A 20,572-nucleotide genomic window follows, 5' to 3' on the forward strand; every position below is an offset into this window, starting at 1 on the left:
TAGCTACGCATCATGTGCCGATTAACAGTCACCAGAACCCCATGCGTAAGCCCAATGTGGCTGTGCTTTTCAGCCAAAAACCCGGCCAAAAACAAAAAAGCCAATCAGCAAATTCTGACATGCCCATCTGCTATAGCACAAGACGCGCATGCAGAAATGTGCCGCTGGCCCCTTTATTCATGCCTCTTCAAACCATTACTTACGAAAAGCGGAAACTCTTTTCCAAATCCCCCGGCCCTTTGAGCAGCTGTATCCTGCTCTCCTCAACATGGAGGTTTTCATCAGCCCTAATGCATATCCGCTTCTTCAAAGTAGTCTCAAGCTGCTCCAGAGCTTCTTTGTCCTCTTCCCACGCATGGGCTACGCTGGGATGGACCTCCACCAGCGCTCCCCAGGCTTCATTAGCGCTAAACAGCCTTTCCAGCTCCTTCTCTATCTTGGCGATGACCGTGGCTTCCGAATACACCCTTCCCGTTCCGTTGCAATAGGGGCAAGGCTTTAAAAAAGCCGTTGAAAGCCTGGGCCGCACTTTCTTACGGGTCAGCTCCACCAGCCCCAGGCCAGTCAGCCCTACCAGATTGGTCTTGGTACGATCCTTCTTCAAGGCCTGCTCCAGGACTTCCAGCACCTTTTTCTTGTGCTCCTCTTCGGCCATGTCGATAAAATCTATGATTATTATGCCCCCTATGTCGCGCAGCCGTATCTGGTGCGCGATCTCTTCGGCCGCTTCCAAATTCGTCCTGAAGGCGGTATCCTCCAAGCTGGCCTTGCCGACAAACTTGCCGGTGTTCACATCTATGACCGTCAGGGCTTCTGTTACATCTATTACGATGTACCCGCCGCTTTTGAGCCACACCTTCTTCTGTATGGCTTTTTCGATTTTGGAGTCAATGCCGTAAATCTCGAACAAATTCCTTTGAGCATCGGCGTATTCCACCCTGCCAACGAGCGATGGCGAAATCGTCTTGACCAGCTCAACTACCTTTTGGTAGTGATAGTAATCGTTTATGATCAACCTGTCCACATCTGGGCAGAAGATATCGCGTACGGTGCGATACAGCAGGCTCTCATCCTTATGCAGGAGCCGGGGCACCTGGCCCTCCTTCTCGCTTTCCTTGATCCTCGCCCACAGCCTGCACAACACCTGTATGTCGGGTACAAGGTCTTCCGGCTGCTTGCCCCTGGCCGCAGTTCTCACTATAATTCCCATATTTTCGGGCTTAATAGCTTCGGCAATCTTCCTCAAGCGCTGGCGCTCCTCTTCGTCGTCGATCCTTCTGGAGACGCCGACGTAGTTCAACGTGGGCATGAGCACAACATACCGGCCGGGCAAGGTGATGTGCGTGGTAACCCTGGCACCCTTGGTCCCCATGGACTCTTTTAAAATCTGTACTGTGATCTCCTGCCCTTCCCTGATGATATCCCTGAGCGAAATCTCCTTGATCTCCCTGCCATTGCCTTTGTCTCCAAAGTCGAACACCGTATTATCGGCGTTTATATCCCCCGCGTACAGAAAGGCATTCTTCTCCAATCCTATATCCACAAATGCGGCCTGCATGCCTGGCAGCACATTGACCACTCGCCCGCGGTATATGTTTCCAACCAGTCCTTGCTTTTCATCGTCCTCCATGTAGAACTCCACCAGCTCCCCGTCCTCGAGCACCGCCACCCGGGTCTGGTCATAGCGAATATCCACTACGATCAGCTTTCCCACATCCATCATCCTCTTCCCAGTTCCAATGGGGTTACCCATGCATTTCCCCTGTATAAAAACATGTCCAGCCTATGGATATCTGCAAAGCAACAAGGGTCACCTTCAATGCCAACAAATTCTAGCAACGAACGTATCATCTGCTCTGGGTTCAAGGATTCCTTGCTGCCGGCACTCAGCATAGCTTCCATGATTACTCTTCCTTCTTCCCGGCCGACTATCTCCAGGTGGTATATCATCGGCCGGATGTTGACAAGTCGCTCGCCCCTTTTGCCACTCTTTATAATCGTTATATCTGTCTGCGCCAGAAAATCCTTCAGCGCGTCTTCAAAGCCTTGGCCTGGATCTTTGAGGCTTATAGAATAAAGCGCCCTCTCAACCATGCTCATGAGCGAGGGAAGCGATTCATCGATTACCACCGCCTTCAGCATGGCTATGCCCTGAGGGAGGACGCTGTTCATCCTCAGGCAGAAATCTTCGGGGCCCATATCCGAAGCCAGCATCACATCCATGTATTCCCCCTGGCTGGTCATGCCAACCGGAAGCGGAGGTGCAAAGGCAACCCTGGGCTGCGGGTTATAACCCTGTGAAAAGGCAACGGGTATCTCTGCCCGCCTTAAGGCGCGGTGCAACGTCCTCATAAGGTCTAAATGGGATATATACTTAACCCTATCCTGCTTGGCGTACTTCACCACCATCCTCACTGGCACAACCCTCCCCCTAGCCTTGTTATGCCGCAGCCCCAGCACCTCTCCCTGCAATCAGGCGTCAGCTCGCCCTTTAACGCCTTTTGGTACTCCCTCCACAGGAAGGATGGCGTGACCCCCACATCGATGTGGCTCCAGGGCAATACCTCTTCCCTACTCCTTGCCCTATTGGCATAAAATTTAGGGTCCATGCCGGTATCATCAAAAGCTTTCAGCCAGGCATCGTATTTGAAGTGTTCGGCCCAGCCGTCAAACTTGCAGCCCATCTTCCAGGCTTTTAACAGTACCTTGCCCAGCCTGCGATCCCCCCGAGCAAACACCGCCTCCAAAAAGCTTAAACGCGGGTCATGCCAATCAAACTCCACCGATTTAATGCGAAGCTTGTCCTTGAGAAAGTCTAACTTTTGGTTCAAGCGCTCTACCGGGTCCTGTGCAACCCATTGAAATGGAGTAAAAGGCTTGGGGACAAACGACGCCGCGCTGACGGTTATCCTGAGCCTGCGAGACCTTTGCCCTCCGGTTACGTCAAAATAGCACTGTTTGACCTTTCTGGCCAGGTCTGCAATGCCTTCCAGGTCCTCTTGGGTCTCGGTGGGCAGCCCTATCATGAAGTACAGCTTTACCGTATCCCATCCCAGCTCAAAAGCCTGCCTTACGCTGTTTAAGAGGTCCTCTTCGGTAACTCCTTTGTTTATGACATCCCTCAGCCTCTGCGTTCCGGCCTCAGGAGCAAAAGTCAAACCCGCCTTGCGTACCTTTATCATCTCTTCGATGAGTTCCCGCGAAAACGAGTCGATGCGCAGCGACGGGAGGGAAAAAGACACCTTTTGCGGCCCAAAACGCTCCATGAGCTGCTTGACCAGGTTTTCTAAATCTGAGTAATCGCTGGTGCTCAAGGAAGAGAGCGAGAGCTCCTCATATCCCGTATTGCTGATCAGCTTAGCCGCCAAGTCCATAAGCCTGGAAACCGAGCGCTCCCTCACCGGGCGGTATATAATGCCGGCCTGGCAAAACCTGCAGCCGCGCGTGCAACCTCTGAACACCTCTAGCATAACGCGATCATGCACGATGTCCATATATGGCACTATCATGGTTTCGGGGTAATAAGCCTTATCAAGGTCCTTCACCACCCGCTTCTGAATGACGGAGGGTATCCCTTCACGGTTAGGCTTAATTGATCGGACGGTACCGTCGTCATTATATTCTACATCGTAAAAGCGCGGCACATAAACCCCTGGTATCTGGGCCGCTGCAACCAAAAAATCCTCACGTGTGCCGCCCTGTATTTTCCATTGGCGGTATGCGTCAAGCAGCTCGTTTATCACCTCTTCGCCATCGCCCATGACCACCAGGTCAAAAAAATCGGCCAGCGGCTCAACGTTATAAGCACAAGGCCCTCCCGCAATGATGAACGGATGGTTTTTCCCCCTTTCCCACCATCTAAGCGGAATCCCTGCCAGGTCAAGCATGTTTATGACGTTTGTGTAGCACATCTCATACTGAAGCGTGAACCCCACAAAGTCAAACTGGGCGATGGGATCCCGGGTTTCCAGTGCAAACAGCGGCAGCCCCTTCTCCCTCATCTTTTGCTCCATATCGGTCCATGGCGCAAACACGCGCTCACAGTAGGTGTCTTCCCTTTCGTTCATGAGGTGGTACAGTATCTTCATCCCCAGATGGGACATACCCACCTCGTAGACGTCTGGGAAAGCGAAAGCAAACCGTATCAGCACCTTTGAAGGGTCCTTTTCAACCATGTTGTACTCATTTCCCATATATCTAACAGGCTTGCTGACCTGCCTGAGTATCTCCTCCAGTACAGACTTGTCCATTTGCGATGCCTCCTATACCTCCTTATATATTGGTTATTTGGTTATTATGTTATTATAGTGTATATTTGCAGCTGTATATTGCAGTTTTAGTCGATTTGATCTATTCAAGAAAAACAACTTGTGCCCTGCCGACCAAATCCCTGCCGACCAAATACCACAGCATCTTTGCCCATTTAGCTTTATCACGTTATGGTTGTTCATATATATTTTAGCTTCCTAATCTGTTTCCATTCTTCAAACCACGTAAATTATACCAACATTTTTATTGGTTTCAATTTTCGCATATCCTCCCTTGCGGCAGCAAAATCTGCAAACCAATACAGCAGAAAAGCAGACTGCTGCAACGCTCAGCAGGCACTGTAAAAGGTATGCCAGCCCTATTCAGGATCTGCAGCCAACTAACAGCTAATCAGCCTCTCATGCGACTGGACTGTGCAAGTAGCCTGAATACTGGCACATTAAGCCCGTAATCCATAAGGCCGTTTACAATATCCTTTTCAGTCAAATAGCCCCTGGGCCTGAGCTGCTCGTCAACCAGAACGATGCTGTGATAGCGATGAGGCACAAACTTCTTTATCACTTCCTTCAACGGCAAATCATACAGTACCACCAGCTCCCTGGCTTGAATGGCCCCTTCCCTGATCAAAATATCCTTTTTATAAGTGAGGTCCCTCACCATTACATAGGTGGCCATCCTGTTTTCCTTTAGGGCGGAGTATGCCAGAAAACCTGCCATAATAAACAGGGTGGGGTTAAAGATGCCGTAATAGATGGCATACACTCCCGTCATAACAAGAAAGAGCGCCAGCGCAAACCCGCCTATGGTGGTAATCCTGGTCGCCCTTTTTATTCCCAGCTCCCGGGAAAGGATGGCACGCAAAATCCTGCCACCATCCAGCGGAAAAGCAGGTAAAAGATTAAATCCGGCCAGCATCAGATTGGCCTGAATGAAAAAATCGTAATCCTTTGAAGGAATCAGCCCCAGCTTTTCCAAAGCCATACAGCCCAGCACCAATATCGCGTTGGACAGGGGGCCAACGATGGCTATATATACCTCATCTCGAGGATTGACCTCCAAAAAGCTCTCGATTCTGGCTACCCCGCCAAAAGGCAACAATTCGATCTCGAGCACTCTCAAATGCAACGCCCTGGCCATGACTACATGCGCCATCTCATGTATGAACACCACCAAAAATACGACGGCCAGCCTCGTCCCCTCTCCCAAAATTATGGCTATAGCGATGAGTATGACGAGCAGCTTGTTTATATATATGTTTATGCCAAACAGTATACCTAACTTCATAGCCGATGCACTTATCCAGCTTCACTGAAACACTTTGCTCTCTTCTTGAATGAGCTGGAGGGGGTCCACTGGCTTATCGTCATGCCAAACCTCAAAATGCAGCCTGTATCCTCCTGAAGGGTTTTCGCCCATCTTACCTATCCTATCTCCCTGCTTAACCAATGCGCCCACCTGCACTTGTATATCTCCGCATCCTCCATATAAAGCCACCCAGCCTTCTCCATGGTCAATCTTTACATATTTGCCGTATATTTCATCTTCTCCCACGGCAACCACTTTTCCATCAGCAACCGTATAAACCCAACCCTGCTGCTCAGACAGAATATCTATTCCCTGGTTTGTGACCTTTTTACCCTCATCGTCGTAAACCTGTCCGAAAAAGCCTACCACTTTGCCTTCAGCGGGAGCAGCAAAAACAGGCTGATCCGCCTGGCCATTTCCTTGTTGGTTTCCGGCTCCTTCATCATCTTTTTTAGCATCGCGCTCATTAAATACTGCCTTGAGCCCCGGCAGGTAATCGCCCACAAATTTCAGTTTCCCCAATGACTCGTTTATGTCAAAATCATAGGTTATGGCTTCACGAATCCTGTCAACCGCCCACCTGGTAGCAGGGGTATCAATGCTCTTAAGGAGCATTACCACCACAATAATGACGGCTGCCACCGACATTTTCACCACTAAGACAGCCGACTTGTGCTCTTCATCCAAGGCATCCATTCTCCCGTACGAAGCCCGTCGGCGCACAGGGCGCGGAACAGGCAGATCTATTCTGCGCCGCCTGACCGGCCTGAGTCCCCTTTTTACGTATACCCCTTTGCCCGCTTCCAAACATCATCCCCTCCTCATCAATACAAGTATATTTGGAGGGGACCAAGTTTATGATTTTAAAATACATCGTCATCCTCTTGAGGGGGATTGACAATTAGCCTCCAGTCCAAATCGCCGCGCTCCAGAGCCTTGACCATCACCTCTGCCGTAGCCAGATTGGTGGCCAGAGGAATATTATGCACATCGCACAGCCTCAACAGCGCGTTGATATCCGGCTCATGGGGCTGCGCCGTCAGCGGGTCCCGCAAAAATATGACCAAATCGATCTTGTTGTAGGCCACCCTAGCGCCTATCTGCTGATCTCCTCCCAGAGGGCCCGAAAGGAAACGGTGTACCGGCAGGCCCGTCGCTTCTGCGATCAGCTTCCCTGTGGTACCGGTGGCACACAGCTTATGCTTTGCCAAAATGTGCTTATAGGCTACGCAAAAGTTGACCATGTCCTCTTTCTTTTTATCGTGGGCAATCAAGGCTATATTCACGTCCCTTACCCCCCGCTCAATCTTGCTTACCCCTTAGAAATTTATCTTTTGTCTGCGCATACCCACGTTGAGCACCAAACCGTATGCAATCATATTTGTAAGCATGGAACTTCCACCGTAGCTCATGAATGGAAGGGGTATTCCAGTGACGGGCATCAAGCCCATGGTCATGCCGATATTCTCAAATATATGGAATACCATCATGGATACCACGCCAATGACCAAAAAGCTGCCAAAGCTGTCCTTGGCCCTGGTGGCCAAATATATGGTCCTCAGAACGAGGCACAAGTACAGAAATATGATGGTAGCCCCTCCTATGAAGCCGAGGGCTTCTACAGTCACCGAAAAAATAAAGTCGGTGTTTTTAGCCGGAACGAAATTGAGCTGGCTTAACGTATTGTCGGTCAAAATCCCTTTGCCGTATATTCTACCGGACCCTATGGCGATTATCGACTGGATGACGTGATAGCCTGCGCCCAGGGGGTCCATACCGGGATTTAAAAACACCAGGATACGATTTTTCTGCACGTCCGACAGCAGGCCATACCACATAAGCGGCACAGCGGCAACCCCTGCTCCAATTATGCCCAGCAGGAGCTTATAGTTGATGCCTGCAACGAAAACCATCCCAAACAATATCGCTATAAACACCATGGCCGTACCAAAGTCAGGTTGATCTATGATCAGGGCCAGAGGAATGACAAGCCTGGCCAGCAACGGGAAAAAGTCCCTTAACCGATTTAAGCCCTCCCCTTCATCTTTCTTCTTGGCTATCACCTTGGCCAGAGATATAATTATGGCTATCTTGGCAAATTCTGAAGGCTGGACGTAAAACGACCCAAAGCTGATCCAGCTACGCGCATTGCCAGCGATATGCCCTCTGAAAGACACATAGAGCAGCATAGCCACTACTGTCCAGTATATATAGGGCGACATCTCGGCAAAAAGGTGATAATCGATGCTGATCACCACCAGCATGGCAATGAGTCCAATGCCAAACCACAGCAGGTGCAACTTCACATGATACAGGTTAAAATTTCCAATTATATCAAACAACTGTTGTTCGTCTCCCTCAACTGGCTCCTTCATGGCCACGCCGATGCCTATCAACCCAAAGCCTACCAGCAAGAATATCAAAATCAATATGGGAAAATCAAAATTCTTAATAAGCCTCTTATCAAACATCTGCGTCCCCCATTTACATGCCTTCAAAATTACCATTGTCAACATTATAACATATAGGCAGATATAAAAAAAGAGATTGCGCACCGCAACCTCTAACCCCTGTTGGGCCCCATATTTTTGACCCTTCTTATAGGGATATTTGCCACCAAGGCAGTACTGTATGTATCATCCTCTTGGGGTATACGGGACAACCGTATATCCAACCCCGCCTCCTCTATCTCCATATAATTGGATATGACCTTTATGATGTCATCCTTGATCATATCCAGAAACTTGGGCGAAATGTTGGCACGATCGTGTATCAGCACCAGTTTAAGCCGCTCTTTGGCGATATCCTTGCTCTTGCTTTCCTCTTTTCCAAAAAACTTAAACAAATCGATCATTTAAATCCCCCTCACTAATAGGACCTCTTCTTGCTCATGCTAAACCATCGTTTGAGCTTTGCCAAAAATCCCTCATCCATCTCCAAATCCATGATGGGTACATTTTCGCCCATCAACCTCCTGGCGATGTTTTTATAAGCCTGCCCCGCCAAAGAGCCCTCGTCCAATACCACCGGTTCACCCTTGTTGGTGGAGATGACAACTTTCTCATCGTCAGGCACTACCCCAAGCAGGTCTATTCCCAATATATCGATGGTATCGTCGATGTTCATCATGTCCCCCCGTTTCACCATGTCTATTCTGATACGGTTTATTATAAGCTTGGGGTCCATAAGCTCATTAGCAGCAAGCAAGCCTATTATGCGATCAGCATCCCTAACCGCCGATACCTCCGGCACGGTAACCACTATTGCGCTGTTAGCTCCAGCTATGGCGTTCTTGAATCCCTGTTCAATGCCAGCCGGACAATCGATAAGCACATAATCGAATTCCTCTTTTAGCTGCTGGCACAGCTCCTGCATCTGCTGTGGCGACACCGCCGTCTTATCCTTGGTTTGAGCAGCCGGCAACAGGTACAGCCCTTCAAAGCGCTTGTCCTTTATAAGGGCCTGCTTCAACCTACAAACCTTTTCCACCACATCCACCAGATCGTAAACAATCCTGTTTTCCAACCCCATAACCACGTCGAGGTTTCTAAGGCCTATATCGGCATCCACCAGCACTACCTTTTTGCCTGCCAGCGCCAGAGCCGCCCCTATATTGGCCGTTGTGGTGGTCTTGCCGACCCCTCCTTTCCCCGAAGTTATCACTATTACCTCTCCCATATATGTCCACTCCCCCTATACATCTTTATCCTGATACATGCCATTTTCTTTTTTCAATATACCAAGTTTACCATACCAGCGGTTATATAAAGTTCACATAGTTCAACAAAAATCACCGTCAACAAAAGATATCTCTTACATTATATACTATTTTCCTCTCCCGGGTAAATAAGGCTCTATTACTAGAGTATTATCCTTGACATAGGCTATCTCGGGATAAGAAGGTTTTACGGCGTCATCTTCCGGTGGCCTTGCAATGATCCCACCAATCCTTACCTGGGTGGGCTGAAGGCTGAAAGCCACCACCACCGCATTGTAGTTGCCAGTGGCGCCGGCATGGGCCACCCCTCTCAAAGTCCCCATCACTAGGATATTTCCACCGGCAATTATCTCCCCGCCTGGATTGACATCCCCGATCACCACCACATTACCCTCATAGTATATTCTCTGCCCATTTCGCACCGTACCTCTTACGAACCGCGTCATACCTTCCTCTATTCCGTCGAACGATTCAAAATGATCGGCGGAAGGAAGGTCAGTATTCGCCATCTCAAATGTAATACTTCCCACTTCGATTTCCCGGGAAATCAAATCGACAATATTCTGCTGCTGTTGTGGCGTCAACCTCCTGCCAGTAAATATCAAATTTATCTGCGAATTTCCAAAAAAATGCTTGCTGGATTTTATTTTTTTCTCCAGCTCATCCATGATTTGTTCCACATCGCTGTCAGCATTGATATAGACCTTCAAGCCCCCTTTTACCCCTTTGAATACCACCGGACTCTGGTTCATCTCCTGCGTTCCTCCACAGCCTTAAATGTTACATCCTCCAATATTCGCCAAACAAACCAAAAATCCTGCAAAAAATATAAAAATGTTTACTGCTTCAGCTGATTTACCTCGTCCACTGTGCTGAACTGGCTTTGCGTATTTTTCAATCTGTAGTATTCCTCGATTATCCGTCGTGCCACTATTGCCGCGTTACTGGAGGTACGCCCATTGGGTATCATCACAACTATAGCAATCTCGGGATTTTCATAAGGGGTATAAGCCCCAAACCAGGCCACATTTCTCATTTCCTGTTCAAGCCGTTTTTGTGGATCCTTATCGGCACCGCGAATTACTCTAGTTTGAGCAGTTCCCGTTTTACCAGCTACCACTATACTGGAGTCCATACCAGCAAAATAACTGACAGCCGTACCTGCTCCTCCTCCAGCAGATGACCTGTCATTTACCACCTTGTACATTCCCAGCCTTGCAGCCTCTAAATACTCAGGTTTTATATCCAGATCGTTTACCACCACCGGCTGTGTCTCGTGCAGCACATCGCCTTCCGGCGAAACTACCTTCTTGAAAACATGGGTCTCCAGCACCTTACCTCCATTGGCTATGGCAGCGATATACCTTGCTACTGCCAGAGGTGTGACCTGCACATCGGCTTGACCTATTCCGGTCCTCACAGTATCCTCTGGCGTCCATCGCTTATGCCACAGCGCCCCATACTTTATGTTATTTGCGAGATTATCGAGCTTTTTATTTTCATCTTTACTCTTAAAATAGCCCAGCTCATCCCGGAGAATCTTCTTTATCTCAGAAATCGGGGTTTCGTAAGGCAGGTCAGCCAGACGATCTACGTGTTCCTTCTGCGTTTCAGGGTCTACCCCCTTAAAACAGCCAGCACTTTTCATGAAAGCCTTTATATTGGATACGATCAGAGGTCTGCGGTTAATCGGCCTTTTTTCTGGCCCTCCTATCGAAGATTCCACATCCCCTATTTCCAGGCCAGTATGCCCTTCCAACCCAAATAAGCGCCCCCATTTATTTATTTTATCTATGCCCAATCGATCGGCCATTTCATAGAAATAATAGTCACACGAATGCTTCAAAGCATCTACAAAATTCTCATGACCATGTACTCCTGGCCTGGCCCAGCACCTAGGGCCACTGCCGCTGTATTTAGTATACCTATAAGCATCATATATCTGTTCATCTAGGCTAGTCTTACCTTCCATCAAAGCAGCAATTCCAATCATCATCTTTATGACTGACCCCGACGGGAACCTCTCCTGAAAAGCAACAGCCGTCAATGGTTTCCCCGGTGCATTCAGAATCCTCTGGTATTCCTCATTGGAGATAGCGGGAATAAACAGATTCAAATCAAATGAAGGATAGCTTGCCATGGCCAGTATTTCACCCGTATGCACATCCAATACCACAGCCGCCCCTCTATTGGCATAAGGCGCCTGTCTGTCTCCCTCATAGGGTGGCAGACCTGCCGCCATCTTGTGTATCTCTTCTCCTAAGATATCCTCCACAGCTTTTTGCAATCGGCTGTCAAGGGTAAGGACTACATCATTCCCATCCTGCGGTGGCGTCTCGCTCAGCACCCTGACCACCTTGCCTGCGGAATTGACCTCTGCCCACAGCATGCCGTGTTTGTCCCTGGTGCTAGCAGTAAGCCATTTCTCGGCGTACTTCTCTATGCCCATTTTACCAATGCGATCGACAGACAAGTCGTAACCCGCTTCTCTCAAATCAATACCTTTACTCTTGTATTCCTCGATATCCTCGTCGCTTATCCTGCCGACATATCCTATGATATGTGCCGCCACATCGCCCATTGGATAGTAGCGTCCCATCTCCACCGATATCTGCAGTCCCGGCAACTCACTGGCATAGGTCTCAAGCTGGGCCACCGTCTTTTGACTTACATCGGTGGCAATCCTGATGGGATTGGCGCGATACCTGTTCATGTAGATGTCCAATCTCACAGAAATTATATCCCTGGCGACATCATCCGGTAGATCATCATCGATCTCAAACCTTTCCCTCAGATGTTTAAGCATATCAGCAGCTGGTAGGTCAACTTTTATGCCGGCGTCAGACTTCCATCTTTCAAAATCCCTTTTTTGGCTCTCGGGCGATTTGTTTTCCCATATATAATATAGCCTTCCGTTTTTATCTATTTTTATGGGTATGTTATCCATCAGGCTGGTAGTATCCCCGTTTTGCTTTATTATGCTAACAACCCTGTAAATCAAATCATTGAGCTGTTTATCCCCTGTGGGCATCCTCTGTTTATCCAGCTCTACAACAAACATCTGCTTGTTCATGGCCATAGGAATGCCATTTCTATCCAAAATATTTCCTCTGCTACCTCTAAGTGGAATCTCAACCGATTTTCGCTCCATGGACAGCGCATAGTAAGTTTCCCCTAGTTCTACGGTGAGATAGGCAAGCCTGAGCAGAAGCGTACTGAACCCCAATATGCATATCAACCCAAACAAAAAAAAGCGGTTTTTAAACCATTTAAGCATTCCTTGACCCCCTCTGTGCCACAGTTCAGCTCGCAATCAAGCATAAATTCTCAGTAGATATTTTATCATGGTTCAAACAAACAAAAAAGAGGTAATATTTTACCCCTTTCAATCGAAATGCCAGCGCCGATTCATAAATTTATATTTATACAGCTTGTTCATGTAGTAATATACAACAGGCGTTATAGCCATGCTGTACACCATCTCTGGCAGGACAACCTTTAAAAACAGCCGCTGAAATGAAACATCCATTCCTGCAAAATACATCCATAAAAAGGCAAACAGCCCTCGAAAAATCGTCGCTACGCCCACAAAAAATACATGAATCAATGATTTGCCTGCAAAAACTTTTCCATAAATCAGGCCTACAAGGTATCCGATCAGCATATACTGCAAAGCATAAAAACCTATATTTTGACCAAATAGAATATCCTGTAACAACCCCCCGCACAGCCCTACCACGGCTGACGTAGGATTGCCTGTCAGAAGCGCAAACGAGATCACAAGCACCATTAACGAATCCGGCCTAACGCCATACACTTCGATAAAAGGAAATAACGATGATTGAACAATCAAATTACCCAACAGGATACCAGCTATAACCCAAACCTTCATATCACTGCTATCTCCAACTCCATAAAAACGATATTATGTTCCGCTCTTCTTTATTCAAAAGCACAGTAAAAAATCGTGAGAAAAATCATCACAACAAAAATCACTCATCAGACCTTGCCTTAATTATCAGTACCTCTTCCAAACGCTGAAAATCAACTCCCGGCTTTATAATAGCAGTTTTGTAAAGGTCTTTTTTATAACGCACCACTTCTATCACTTCGCCAATGTAAATCCCCTTGGGGAGAAAATCGCCCAGCCCCGATGTAATCACCTTATCCCCCTCGCTCACTTCTGAATCCAATGGAAGATATACCATACTGCAGGTGCCATCCTCTGCCCCAAAGGCATTGTTGCCCTTCACTATGCCATTGTCTCTGGTTCTCTCGACTATGCCGCTTATCGAACTTTGAGCATCCACGATCGAGCGCACCTTTGCCCAGTTAGGCCCCACTTCTATGATGCGCCCAACCAGCCCGCGCTCGGTTACAACTGCCATATTTACCGCTATACCCTGATTTCTACCCTTATCTATGGTAAATACATTAAACCAGTTGCCGGGGTCTTTACCCGTGACCCTAGCACCTGTAACAACCAGCTCCTCTCTTTCTACAGCAAAATCCAGCAGCTTCTTCAAGCGCTGATTTTGTCTTTCCAGCTCGTTCATCCTGAGCAGCTCCTTCTCCAGCTGCTCCACCCTTTCCTTAAGGCGCTCATAATTCTCTCTCAAATTACGCCTCTCTTTTATCTCCGCAAGGGAGCCATAAATAAAAGAGGCAGCCCTGTATATTACTTTTTGAACAGGTGAAATGACCTCTCCCACAAGCCCTTCTAGGAAGCTCGTGCTTCCCCGTGATTGAGAGGTAAAAATAGCCATGGCTAATAAAAAAACAGAGAGGGCCACTACAACAGCCAGCGAATGCCTCCGCAAAAATTGAAGCAAAACCATCACCATCCCATCTTTAAGCCAAATTCTTGGATGAGATGGTCACCCTTCTTAAAACCTCTAATTCTTCCAGTGCACGTCCAGTACCCACAGCTACACAGTCCAGAGGCGCCTCTGCAATATGGACTGGCATGCCGGTCTCCTGGGCTATGAGCTTATCGATGCCATCGAGGAGAGCTCCTCCCCCGGTTAGCATTATACCCTTGTCCATAATATCGGCAGCCAGTTCAGGCGGAGTCTTCTCCAGCGTGAGCTTAATGGCCTCCACGATCTGGCTTACGGGCTCCTTCAAAGCCTCAAGAATCTCAGAAGACGTAATCCTTAAGGTTTTCGGCAACCCGGTCACCAGGTCCCGACCTCTGACCTCCATATCCTGCTCTTCCTCTTTGGGATATGCAGAACCTATAGTGATCTTTATCTCCTCGGCCGTCCGCTCACCTATCATCAAATTGTATTCTTTTTTAATGTAGAATATAATGGCATCATCTATCTTGTTGCCACCTATCCTCAAAGACCTGCTGGTTACAATCCCGCCTAGCGAAATTACCGCTACCTCGCTGGTACCACCGCCAATGTCCACCACCATGCTGCCCGTGGGCTCATGCACCGGCAGCCCTGCACCTATGGCCGCGGCCATGGGCTCTTCAATCAGGTAAGCTTCACGAGCACCCGCCTGCCTTGCCGCTTCATACACAGCCCTCTTCTCAACCTCGGTAACACCAGACGGAACCGAGATGACTACTCTGGGGTGCACCACGAGAGGCCTCTTCATGGCCTTTCTTATGAAATACTTCAACATCTCCTGGGTGACATCGAAATCGGCTATAACGCCATCACGCATCGGCCTTATAGCAACGATGTTTCCAGGAGTTCTACCAATCATCCTCTTGGCTTCTTCACCAACAGCCAGTACCTCTCTGGTATCGCTGCGAATGGCCACCACAGAGGGTTCACGGATAACTATTCCCTTCCCTCGAATATATACCAGAGTATTGGCAGTTCCTAGATCAATTCCCAAATCCCTGCTGAATATGTTCAATACTCCCATACCATCCATTTCTCCTTCCAACCACATTGTTTTTTGAGCGCTAAATTAATTATTGCCAATAATTGCATTTTTGATAACTTGTGCTAAACAGCTCGCTCAGTAAACACCTCAACCTCAAACTCCTTGAGTATCACCCAAAGGCGATGGATGGGAAGCCCCACGACATTGTAGTAGCATCCCTCTATCCTCTTTATAAGCATACCACCAAGCCCCTGAATGCCGTAAGCGCCCGCCTTGTCCATGGGTTCTCCCGTTCGAATATAACCCTCAACATCTTGACGGGTCAGGGGAGCCATCTCAACCAACGTCTTCTCGTAAGCAGTCACACATCTACGGGTAGGCATCTCCATAACAGCCAGCCCTGTTATGACCTCATGAACCTGCCCCTGCAGCTCCATAAGCATCTGGAATGCCTCATCCTCATCTTTGGGCTTGCCCAACACCTTGTCGCCTTTGACCACAATGGTATCTGCGCCTATTATCAAGGCACAGCCTTGCACCCTTTTGGCAACACTTTCAGCCTTTTTAAGGGCTAACTCCACAGCCAGTTGATGAGGAGGAAGATTCTCAACTACTTTTTCCTCTTGGCCACTGGGAATAACTTCAAACTTTAACCCCATTTGTGCAAGCAAATCGCTCCTCCTAGGCGATGAAGAAGCTAGTATTATCCTCATCTGCTGCTTATTGCCTCCTGCTGTTTAAAGAATTCTCGATTTGAACATGGATGATATATACCATGATGTACTTTTAGGCATATTTACTTCAAGACTTAAAATAAAATAGAAGGCCCAGCAATACGCCCAGGATAGTGCCAAAATTGACGGTAAAGGTAACTCCCAGCACCAGATGTATTATCTCCAAATCAAGCACCAGGGGATTATCCTCAGTACCAATTTGAAGGGACTCTGTAAATAGGGGTATATCGAAATATGCAGCCAAAATCCTTCCTGCCACGCTGCCAATAATAATACCTGCTAGCAAAAACAAAAACAATACCCAGCCCCTTCTCGAGCTTCCCCTTCTCATCACCTGTAATTCCTCCTTTTAAGGGCAGCCATTTCCTACTCATCCTCATGATTAGTATAACATCTTCTCGATTGAATACAAGATGTTTATATAAAAAATTCCCCTTTAACACGACAAATTTCAACCCTTAATTCAACCGCTCTTCTATCAAACTCGCCAACCTCTTAGCGCTGTCCTCTATTTCCCTTTGGTCAGCCCCCTCGATCATAACTCTGATGAGAGGCTCTGTCCCCGACGGACGGATGAGCACCCTGCCTGCCCCCTTGAATTTAGCTTCAATTCGCGATATCTCCTCTGCTATGACCGGATCGTTCATGTAGCTGTTCTTCTTCTCGGGATTAACCTTTGCGTTCACTAGGACCTGAGGGAACCTTTGCATGATCGAAGCCAGTTCAGATGGTCTCCGGTTCTTTCTCTTAACAACTGACAACAACTGCAGCGCTGTTAAAATGCCGTCTCCCGTGGTACTGTGGTCCAAAAATATTATATGGCCTGACTGTTCGCCTCCAATATTGTATCCGTTTTTAAGCATCTCCTCCAGAACATACCTGTCCCCTACTTTAGTCTTTACAAAGCCACACCCCGCCTTTTCAAGGGCAATATCGAAACCTATGTTGCTCATGACGGTGGCCACCACCGTATTGCGCTTGAGCACGCCCCTTTCTTTCATATCAAGAGCGCAAATCACCATTATTTGATCCCCGTCCACCAGCTCTCCGTTCTCGTCCACGGCAATCAGCCTATCGGCATCACCATCAAATGCTAACCCTATATCCGCACCGGTCTTTACCACAAACTTCTGAAGCCCCTCGGGATGAGTGGAACCGCAATTGCAGTTTATGTTAACGCCGTTGGGAGTGTCGTTTATGACTTCCACTTCAGCGCCCAATTGCGAAAAGACCATGGGCGCCACTTTGTACGCAGCACCGTTGGCGCAATCCAGAGCCAGTTTCAAACCGCTCAAATCGACGTCTACGGTACTTTTTAGAAAATTTATATAATCCTGTATTGCATTGGGAACCGGCACCTTTCTGCCTATCTCGCTCCCTATAGGCGAAGGAATATCAACCTGTTTTTGCCCTTTGATGATAGCCTCTATCTCATCCTCCAACTCATCAGGGAGCTTGTATCCATTGCTATCAAAAAACTTGATGCCGTTATACTCCATTGGATTGTGAGAAGCGGAGATAACCACTCCGGCATCCACTCCGTAATGCCTTGCAAGGTAGGCAACACCAGGTGTGGGTATGACGCCCGCCACCAGAGCTTCACCGCCTGCCGAGCAAATACCGGCCACCAATGCCGCTTCCAGCATATCCCCGGACAGCCTGGTATCCTTTCCAATCAAAATTTTAGGCCTCTTTTTGCCCTTTGATAACACATACGCCCCTGCTTGCCCCAGCTTGAATGCCAGCTCACAGCTTAGATCCTTATTGGCCACTCCTCTTACTCCATCGGTACCAAACATCCTTGCCATATCCATGACCCCCTATCAAAAATAAAGATAAACATCACTCAAACTCTTCCATTATATATCTCTGAGCCGATACCGAAGCAACGGCCCCATCTGCTGCAGCCGTTATAATCTGCCACAACGGCTTTTGTCGCAAATCGCCGGCTGCAAAAACCCCCGGTATATTGGTAGCCATAGTCTCATCGGTTATCACAAACCCGGCTTCATTCATCTTTAGCTTACCCTGTATCAAAGCATTGTTTGGCTGTATCCCAATTGCAACAAACAGCCCATCCACCTTCAGCTCTTTCTTCGAACCGTCTTTTACGTTTCGCACCAGCAGCCCTTCTACTCCTTTTTCACCCAGTATCTCATCAACCACCGAATCCCACAGTATCTCAACTTTGGGATTTGCAAACAGCCTGTCCTGCAATATCTTCGAAGCCCTTAGCGCATTGCGCCTGTGTATGAGATAGACCTTTGTAGCGTGCTGTGCCAAGAAGAGTGCATCCTCCACCGCGGTATCGCCACCGCCTACAACCGCCACATATTTTTCCTTGTAAAAAGCGCCATCACAGGTAGCACAGTAGGACACCCCTCGGCCCCGGAACTCGTCCTCCTTGGGCAGGCCAAGCTTTTTAGGTTGCGCACCCATGCAGAGTATGAGCGCCTTGGCCTGATACTCCCCCTTGTCGGTCACCACCTTTTTAATTCTACCCTCCAGCTCAAGCTCCACTACCTCGTCATACAATATTTCCAGCCCGAATTTTCGGGCATGAGATTCCATTTTCATGGCGAGGTCCGGACCGCTGATTGGTTCATCAAACCCCGGGTAGTTTTCCACCAAATATGTAGTGGCCATCTGCCCACCCGAAAACATCTTCTCAAACAGCAGGGCATCCATCCCGCCTCTCTTGGCGTACAGCCCGGCAGTGAGACCAGCCACGCCACCCCCTACGATGATTATGTCCTTCAACATAATTTTAAACCTCCTTGTTCTTGGAGATCATACGTGAATATGCATCTCGTTCCATCTACAAGTCAATCTTTCAGCATCACACCGTCAAGAGTTTTTATTAATGACCGTAGACTTTGCGCAATAAACCGCTTTGATATATTCAAAGCATTAACAGAATTATTATAACCCAAAACCCACGCAATGTGAACCATCTTTGATTGCTGATAATGCCGAAGTTCAAGAAGAAGAAAGACAAGCAGTCATATACAAAGAACAATCAGATACTTCCAAATAGGAATGAGACGATAAGGGTGGATTTTGAAGAAGGATTTATTTATCTTCCGAAGATATCAGTTACAGTTGTTAAGACGAAATCGGGCAGGTACTATGTAAGCATACTTGTGGAGGTACAGGATCCGAGGAACGAAATAAAGGAGCCCAGTAATTTAGTTTGTAGAATAGATTTAGGCTTACAGCACTTTGCAGCGATTGCAAATGACGCAGGGGTATTCAAGGTTGAGTATCCAAAGTATCTTATTAAAGCCGAGAAGAGGCTTAAGAGGTTGCAGAGGCAGCTGTCAAGGAAGGAGAAGGAATCCAGGAACAGGGAGAAGGCGGTAAAGAGGCTAGCTAGGGAGCATGAATATGTAAAGAACAGCAAGGAAGATTTTTTGCACAAAATGCAGAAGCGTACATGACAGAAACGAGAATGCGGCCAAGAATTTGAGGGGATATGGTGCGGCTTTGATAAAAGGAGTAGGGTAGGGACTACCCGAATTTACGCCTGTGGAGATTGGACCTCTACTGCGGAAGAAGTTTTTCTTCTGCAGCAAGTCTGGTCAATGAAGCAGGAAGCCACCACCTCCATAGGTGGGCGGTATTTCAATAAGGTTGTACAGTCGTATTCCTCAAAAATATGCATAAAAAGGCCGCCACGAGAACAATCTCTGGCGGTCTGCTTTTGGTCCTATCTCTTGGAGAACTGAGGCGCTCTTCGCGCACCTTTCAAACCGTACTTCTTTCTCTCTTTCATTCGCGGATCGCGCGTCAGGAATCCGGCTTTCTTAAGTATCGGGCGGAAACCCTCGTCAACCTTCAACAATGCCCTGGAAATACCGTGCCTGATAGCACCGGCCTGTCCGCTAAAGCCGCCTCCTTCAACCTTTGCGATGACGTCAAACTTACCTAATGTGCCTGTCAATTCCAAAGGCTGCCTCACCATAATCCGCAGAGGTTCCATTCCAAAGTAATCTTTGATATCGCGGTCATTGATAATGATTTTGCCTTCTCCTGGGATAAGCCGTACCCTGGCTACAGAGGTCTTTCTTCTACCTGTTCCATAATACTGTATGTTAGCCAACGCATATCTCTCCTTTCCCGACCTTCATTACAGTTCAAGTATTTCGGGCTGTTGAGCCTCGTGCTTATGGTTGGGCCCTGCATACACCTTCAGCTTTTTAAGCATCTTCCGCCCCAGCCTGTTGTGGGGCAACATCCCTTTTACGGCATGATATATGACCAATGTAGGCTTACGCTCTAAAAGCTGTCTGTAGGGAATCTCTTTTAATCCTCCAGGGTACAGGGAATGGTGGCGGTACATCTTCTTATCGAGTTTTTTACCCGTAAGCTTAACTTTCTCGGCATTGATAACTATCACATAATCGCCAGTATCCACATGGGGAGTATAAATCGGCTTGTGTTTACCCCTCAATATTTTGGCTATTTGAGACGCCAGCCTACCCAACGGCTTATCGGTTGCATCCACAACATACCATTTCCTTGTAACTTTATCCGGTTTAGCTACAAAAGTCTTCATGGCTTTTCCTCCTATTCCACTCGATTATCTAATCTAGTATGTCACCATACAAATCTTCTAGTTAACCAACATCTTTTGGGGAAAAATCATCTTTCACTTCTTATCAAATTACCTCTCCTTCAAGCAGCCAATTTATTAAAAACG

Annotated in this window: 20 protein-coding genes and 1 pseudogene; 1 reads left to right on the forward strand and 20 read right to left on the reverse strand. The window is 47.8% G+C overall.

Annotation, left to right across the window (positions count from 1 at the left end; genetic code table 11):
• Nucleotides 1–199 precede the first annotated feature (199 nt).
• The 18 genes from BM241_RS03485 to trxB form a co-directional block, all read right to left on the reverse strand.
• Nucleotides 200–1,753 carry an Rne/Rng family ribonuclease gene (locus tag BM241_RS03485; RefSeq protein ID WP_242948240.1) on the reverse strand — a complete coding sequence of 518 codons (1,554 nt, stop codon included), beginning with the start codon at nt 1,751–1,753 and terminating at the stop codon, nt 200–202.
• Complete coding sequence (locus BM241_RS03490; protein WP_143094045.1) at nt 1,720–2,421, reverse strand: TIGR03936 family radical SAM-associated protein; 702 nt, start codon at nt 2,419–2,421, stop codon at nt 1,720–1,722. Before BM241_RS03490 ends, BM241_RS03485 begins: the two co-directional genes overlap by 34 nt.
• On the reverse strand, nt 2,412–4,250 hold the full coding sequence (locus BM241_RS03495; protein ID WP_092282045.1) for a TIGR03960 family B12-binding radical SAM protein: 1,839 nt from the start codon (nt 4,248–4,250) through the stop codon (nt 2,412–2,414). Before BM241_RS03495 ends, BM241_RS03490 begins: the two co-directional genes overlap by 10 nt.
• Before the next feature lie 409 nt (nt 4,251–4,659).
• On the reverse strand, nt 4,660–5,553 hold the full coding sequence (locus BM241_RS03500; protein WP_092282046.1) for a site-2 protease family protein: 894 nt from the start codon (nt 5,551–5,553) through the stop codon (nt 4,660–4,662).
• A gap of 21 nt (nt 5,554–5,574) precedes the next feature.
• Nucleotides 5,575–6,381, reverse strand: coding sequence for a M23 family metallopeptidase (locus tag BM241_RS03505; protein ID WP_025748405.1), 807 nt, complete (start codon nt 6,379–6,381; stop codon nt 5,575–5,577).
• Nucleotides 6,382–6,437: 56 nt separating this feature from the next.
• Nucleotides 6,438–6,860: a methylglyoxal synthase gene (mgsA, locus tag BM241_RS03510; RefSeq protein WP_025748406.1), complete on the reverse strand. Its 423-nt coding sequence runs from the start codon at nt 6,858–6,860 to the stop codon at nt 6,438–6,440.
• Between the two features lie 33 nt (nt 6,861–6,893).
• The gene (rodA, locus tag BM241_RS03515; RefSeq protein ID WP_025748407.1) at nt 6,894–8,045 is read right to left on the reverse strand and encodes a rod shape-determining protein RodA; all 1,152 of its coding nucleotides are present in this window, start codon (nt 8,043–8,045) and stop codon (nt 6,894–6,896) included.
• Nucleotides 8,046–8,137: 92 nt separating this feature from the next.
• Nucleotides 8,138–8,428 (reverse strand): cell division topological specificity factor MinE, encoded by a 291-nt coding sequence (gene minE, locus BM241_RS03520; protein WP_025748408.1) that lies wholly within the window; start codon nt 8,426–8,428, stop codon nt 8,138–8,140.
• A gap of 14 nt (nt 8,429–8,442) precedes the next feature.
• The gene (gene minD / locus BM241_RS03525; protein ID WP_025748409.1) at nt 8,443–9,252 is read right to left on the reverse strand and encodes a septum site-determining protein MinD; all 810 of its coding nucleotides are present in this window, start codon (nt 9,250–9,252) and stop codon (nt 8,443–8,445) included.
• A gap of 147 nt (nt 9,253–9,399) precedes the next feature.
• A complete protein-coding gene (gene minC, locus BM241_RS03530; RefSeq protein ID WP_025748410.1) occupies nt 9,400–10,044 on the reverse strand; it encodes a septum site-determining protein MinC in 645 nt (214 codons plus the stop codon).
• Between the two features lie 86 nt (nt 10,045–10,130).
• Nucleotides 10,131–12,569, reverse strand: a complete 2,439-nt coding sequence (locus BM241_RS03535; RefSeq protein WP_025748411.1) for a penicillin-binding transpeptidase domain-containing protein — start codon at nt 12,567–12,569, stop codon at nt 10,131–10,133.
• 108 nt (nt 12,570–12,677) lie between these two features.
• The gene (mreD, locus tag BM241_RS03540; RefSeq protein WP_025748412.1) at nt 12,678–13,184 is read right to left on the reverse strand and encodes a rod shape-determining protein MreD; all 507 of its coding nucleotides are present in this window, start codon (nt 13,182–13,184) and stop codon (nt 12,678–12,680) included.
• Between the two features lie 100 nt (nt 13,185–13,284).
• The gene (gene mreC / locus BM241_RS03545) at nt 13,285–14,130 is read right to left on the reverse strand and encodes a rod shape-determining protein MreC (protein ID WP_051456401.1); all 846 of its coding nucleotides are present in this window, start codon (nt 14,128–14,130) and stop codon (nt 13,285–13,287) included.
• Nucleotides 14,131–14,143: 13 nt separating this feature from the next.
• Nucleotides 14,144–15,175: a rod shape-determining protein gene (locus tag BM241_RS03550; protein ID WP_035147246.1), complete on the reverse strand. Its 1,032-nt coding sequence runs from the start codon at nt 15,173–15,175 to the stop codon at nt 14,144–14,146.
• Between the two features lie 83 nt (nt 15,176–15,258).
• Entirely contained in the window at nt 15,259–15,849 is a 591-nt protein-coding gene (locus BM241_RS03555) for a Maf family protein (RefSeq protein WP_025748415.1), read from the reverse strand.
• An 88-nt stretch (nt 15,850–15,937) separates the two neighbouring features.
• Nucleotides 15,938–16,201: a DUF4321 domain-containing protein gene (locus BM241_RS03560; protein ID WP_025748416.1), complete on the reverse strand. Its 264-nt coding sequence runs from the start codon at nt 16,199–16,201 to the stop codon at nt 15,938–15,940.
• Nucleotides 16,202–16,328: 127 nt separating this feature from the next.
• Nucleotides 16,329–17,678: a phosphoglucosamine mutase gene (glmM, locus tag BM241_RS03565; RefSeq protein ID WP_092282047.1), complete on the reverse strand. Its 1,350-nt coding sequence runs from the start codon at nt 17,676–17,678 to the stop codon at nt 16,329–16,331.
• A 34-nt stretch (nt 17,679–17,712) separates the two neighbouring features.
• Nucleotides 17,713–18,630 (reverse strand): thioredoxin-disulfide reductase, encoded by a 918-nt coding sequence (trxB, locus tag BM241_RS03570; RefSeq protein WP_025748418.1) that lies wholly within the window; start codon nt 18,628–18,630, stop codon nt 17,713–17,715.
• Between the two features lie 209 nt (nt 18,631–18,839).
• Between trxB and BM241_RS03575 the strand changes: the two are divergent.
• A pseudogene (locus BM241_RS03575) lies at nt 18,840–19,301 on the forward strand (RNA-guided endonuclease InsQ/TnpB family protein); the annotation flags it as partial.
• 278 nt (nt 19,302–19,579) lie between these two features.
• On the opposite strand, the gene rpsI reads toward BM241_RS03575, so the two are convergent.
• Both rpsI and rplM read right to left on the reverse strand, forming a co-directional pair.
• Nucleotides 19,580–19,972 (reverse strand): 30S ribosomal protein S9, encoded by a 393-nt coding sequence (gene rpsI / locus BM241_RS03580; RefSeq protein ID WP_025748420.1) that lies wholly within the window; start codon nt 19,970–19,972, stop codon nt 19,580–19,582.
• A 27-nt stretch (nt 19,973–19,999) separates the two neighbouring features.
• The gene (gene rplM / locus BM241_RS03585) at nt 20,000–20,428 is read right to left on the reverse strand and encodes a 50S ribosomal protein L13 (protein WP_025748421.1); all 429 of its coding nucleotides are present in this window, start codon (nt 20,426–20,428) and stop codon (nt 20,000–20,002) included.
• Nucleotides 20,429–20,572 lie beyond the last annotated feature (144 nt).

Origin of the sequence: Caldicoprobacter faecalis (genome assembly GCF_900115765.1) — a bacterium.
In the GTDB taxonomy this organism is placed as follows: domain Bacteria; phylum Bacillota; class Clostridia; order Caldicoprobacterales; family Caldicoprobacteraceae; genus Caldicoprobacter; species Caldicoprobacter oshimai.

Coding starts and splice junctions, on each gene's coding strand:
- BM241_RS03485 (WP_242948240.1), bottom strand. CDS start 1,753: ATGGGTAACCCCATTGGAACTGGGAAGAGGATGATGGATGTGGGAAAG.
- BM241_RS03495 (WP_092282045.1), bottom strand. CDS start 4,250: ATGGACAAGTCTGTACTGGAGGAGATACTCAGGCAGGTCAGCAAGCCT.
- BM241_RS03500 (WP_092282046.1), bottom strand. CDS start 5,553: ATGAAGTTAGGTATACTGTTTGGCATAAACATATATATAAACAAGCTG.
- rodA (WP_025748407.1), bottom strand. CDS start 8,045: ATGTTTGATAAGAGGCTTATTAAGAATTTTGATTTTCCCATATTGATT.
- minE (WP_025748408.1), bottom strand. CDS start 8,428: ATGATCGATTTGTTTAAGTTTTTTGGAAAAGAGGAAAGCAAGAGCAAG.
- minD (WP_025748409.1), bottom strand. CDS start 9,252: ATGGGAGAGGTAATAGTGATAACTTCGGGGAAAGGAGGGGTCGGCAAG.
- minC (WP_025748410.1), bottom strand. CDS start 10,044: ATGAACCAGAGTCCGGTGGTATTCAAAGGGGTAAAAGGGGGCTTGAAG.
- BM241_RS03535 (WP_025748411.1), bottom strand. CDS start 12,569: ATGCTTAAATGGTTTAAAAACCGCTTTTTTTTGTTTGGGTTGATATGC.
- mreD (WP_025748412.1), bottom strand. CDS start 13,184: ATGAAGGTTTGGGTTATAGCTGGTATCCTGTTGGGTAATTTGATTGTT.
- mreC (WP_051456401.1), bottom strand. CDS start 14,130: ATGGTTTTGCTTCAATTTTTGCGGAGGCATTCGCTGGCTGTTGTAGTG.
- BM241_RS03550 (WP_035147246.1), bottom strand. CDS start 15,175: ATGGGAGTATTGAACATATTCAGCAGGGATTTGGGAATTGATCTAGGA.
- BM241_RS03555 (WP_025748415.1), bottom strand. CDS start 15,849: ATGAGGATAATACTAGCTTCTTCATCGCCTAGGAGGAGCGATTTGCTT.
- BM241_RS03560 (WP_025748416.1), bottom strand. CDS start 16,201: ATGAGAAGGGGAAGCTCGAGAAGGGGCTGGGTATTGTTTTTGTTTTTG.
- glmM (WP_092282047.1), bottom strand. CDS start 17,678: ATGGCAAGGATGTTTGGTACCGATGGAGTAAGAGGAGTGGCCAATAAG.
- rplM (WP_025748421.1), bottom strand. CDS start 20,428: ATGAAGACTTTTGTAGCTAAACCGGATAAAGTTACAAGGAAATGGTAT.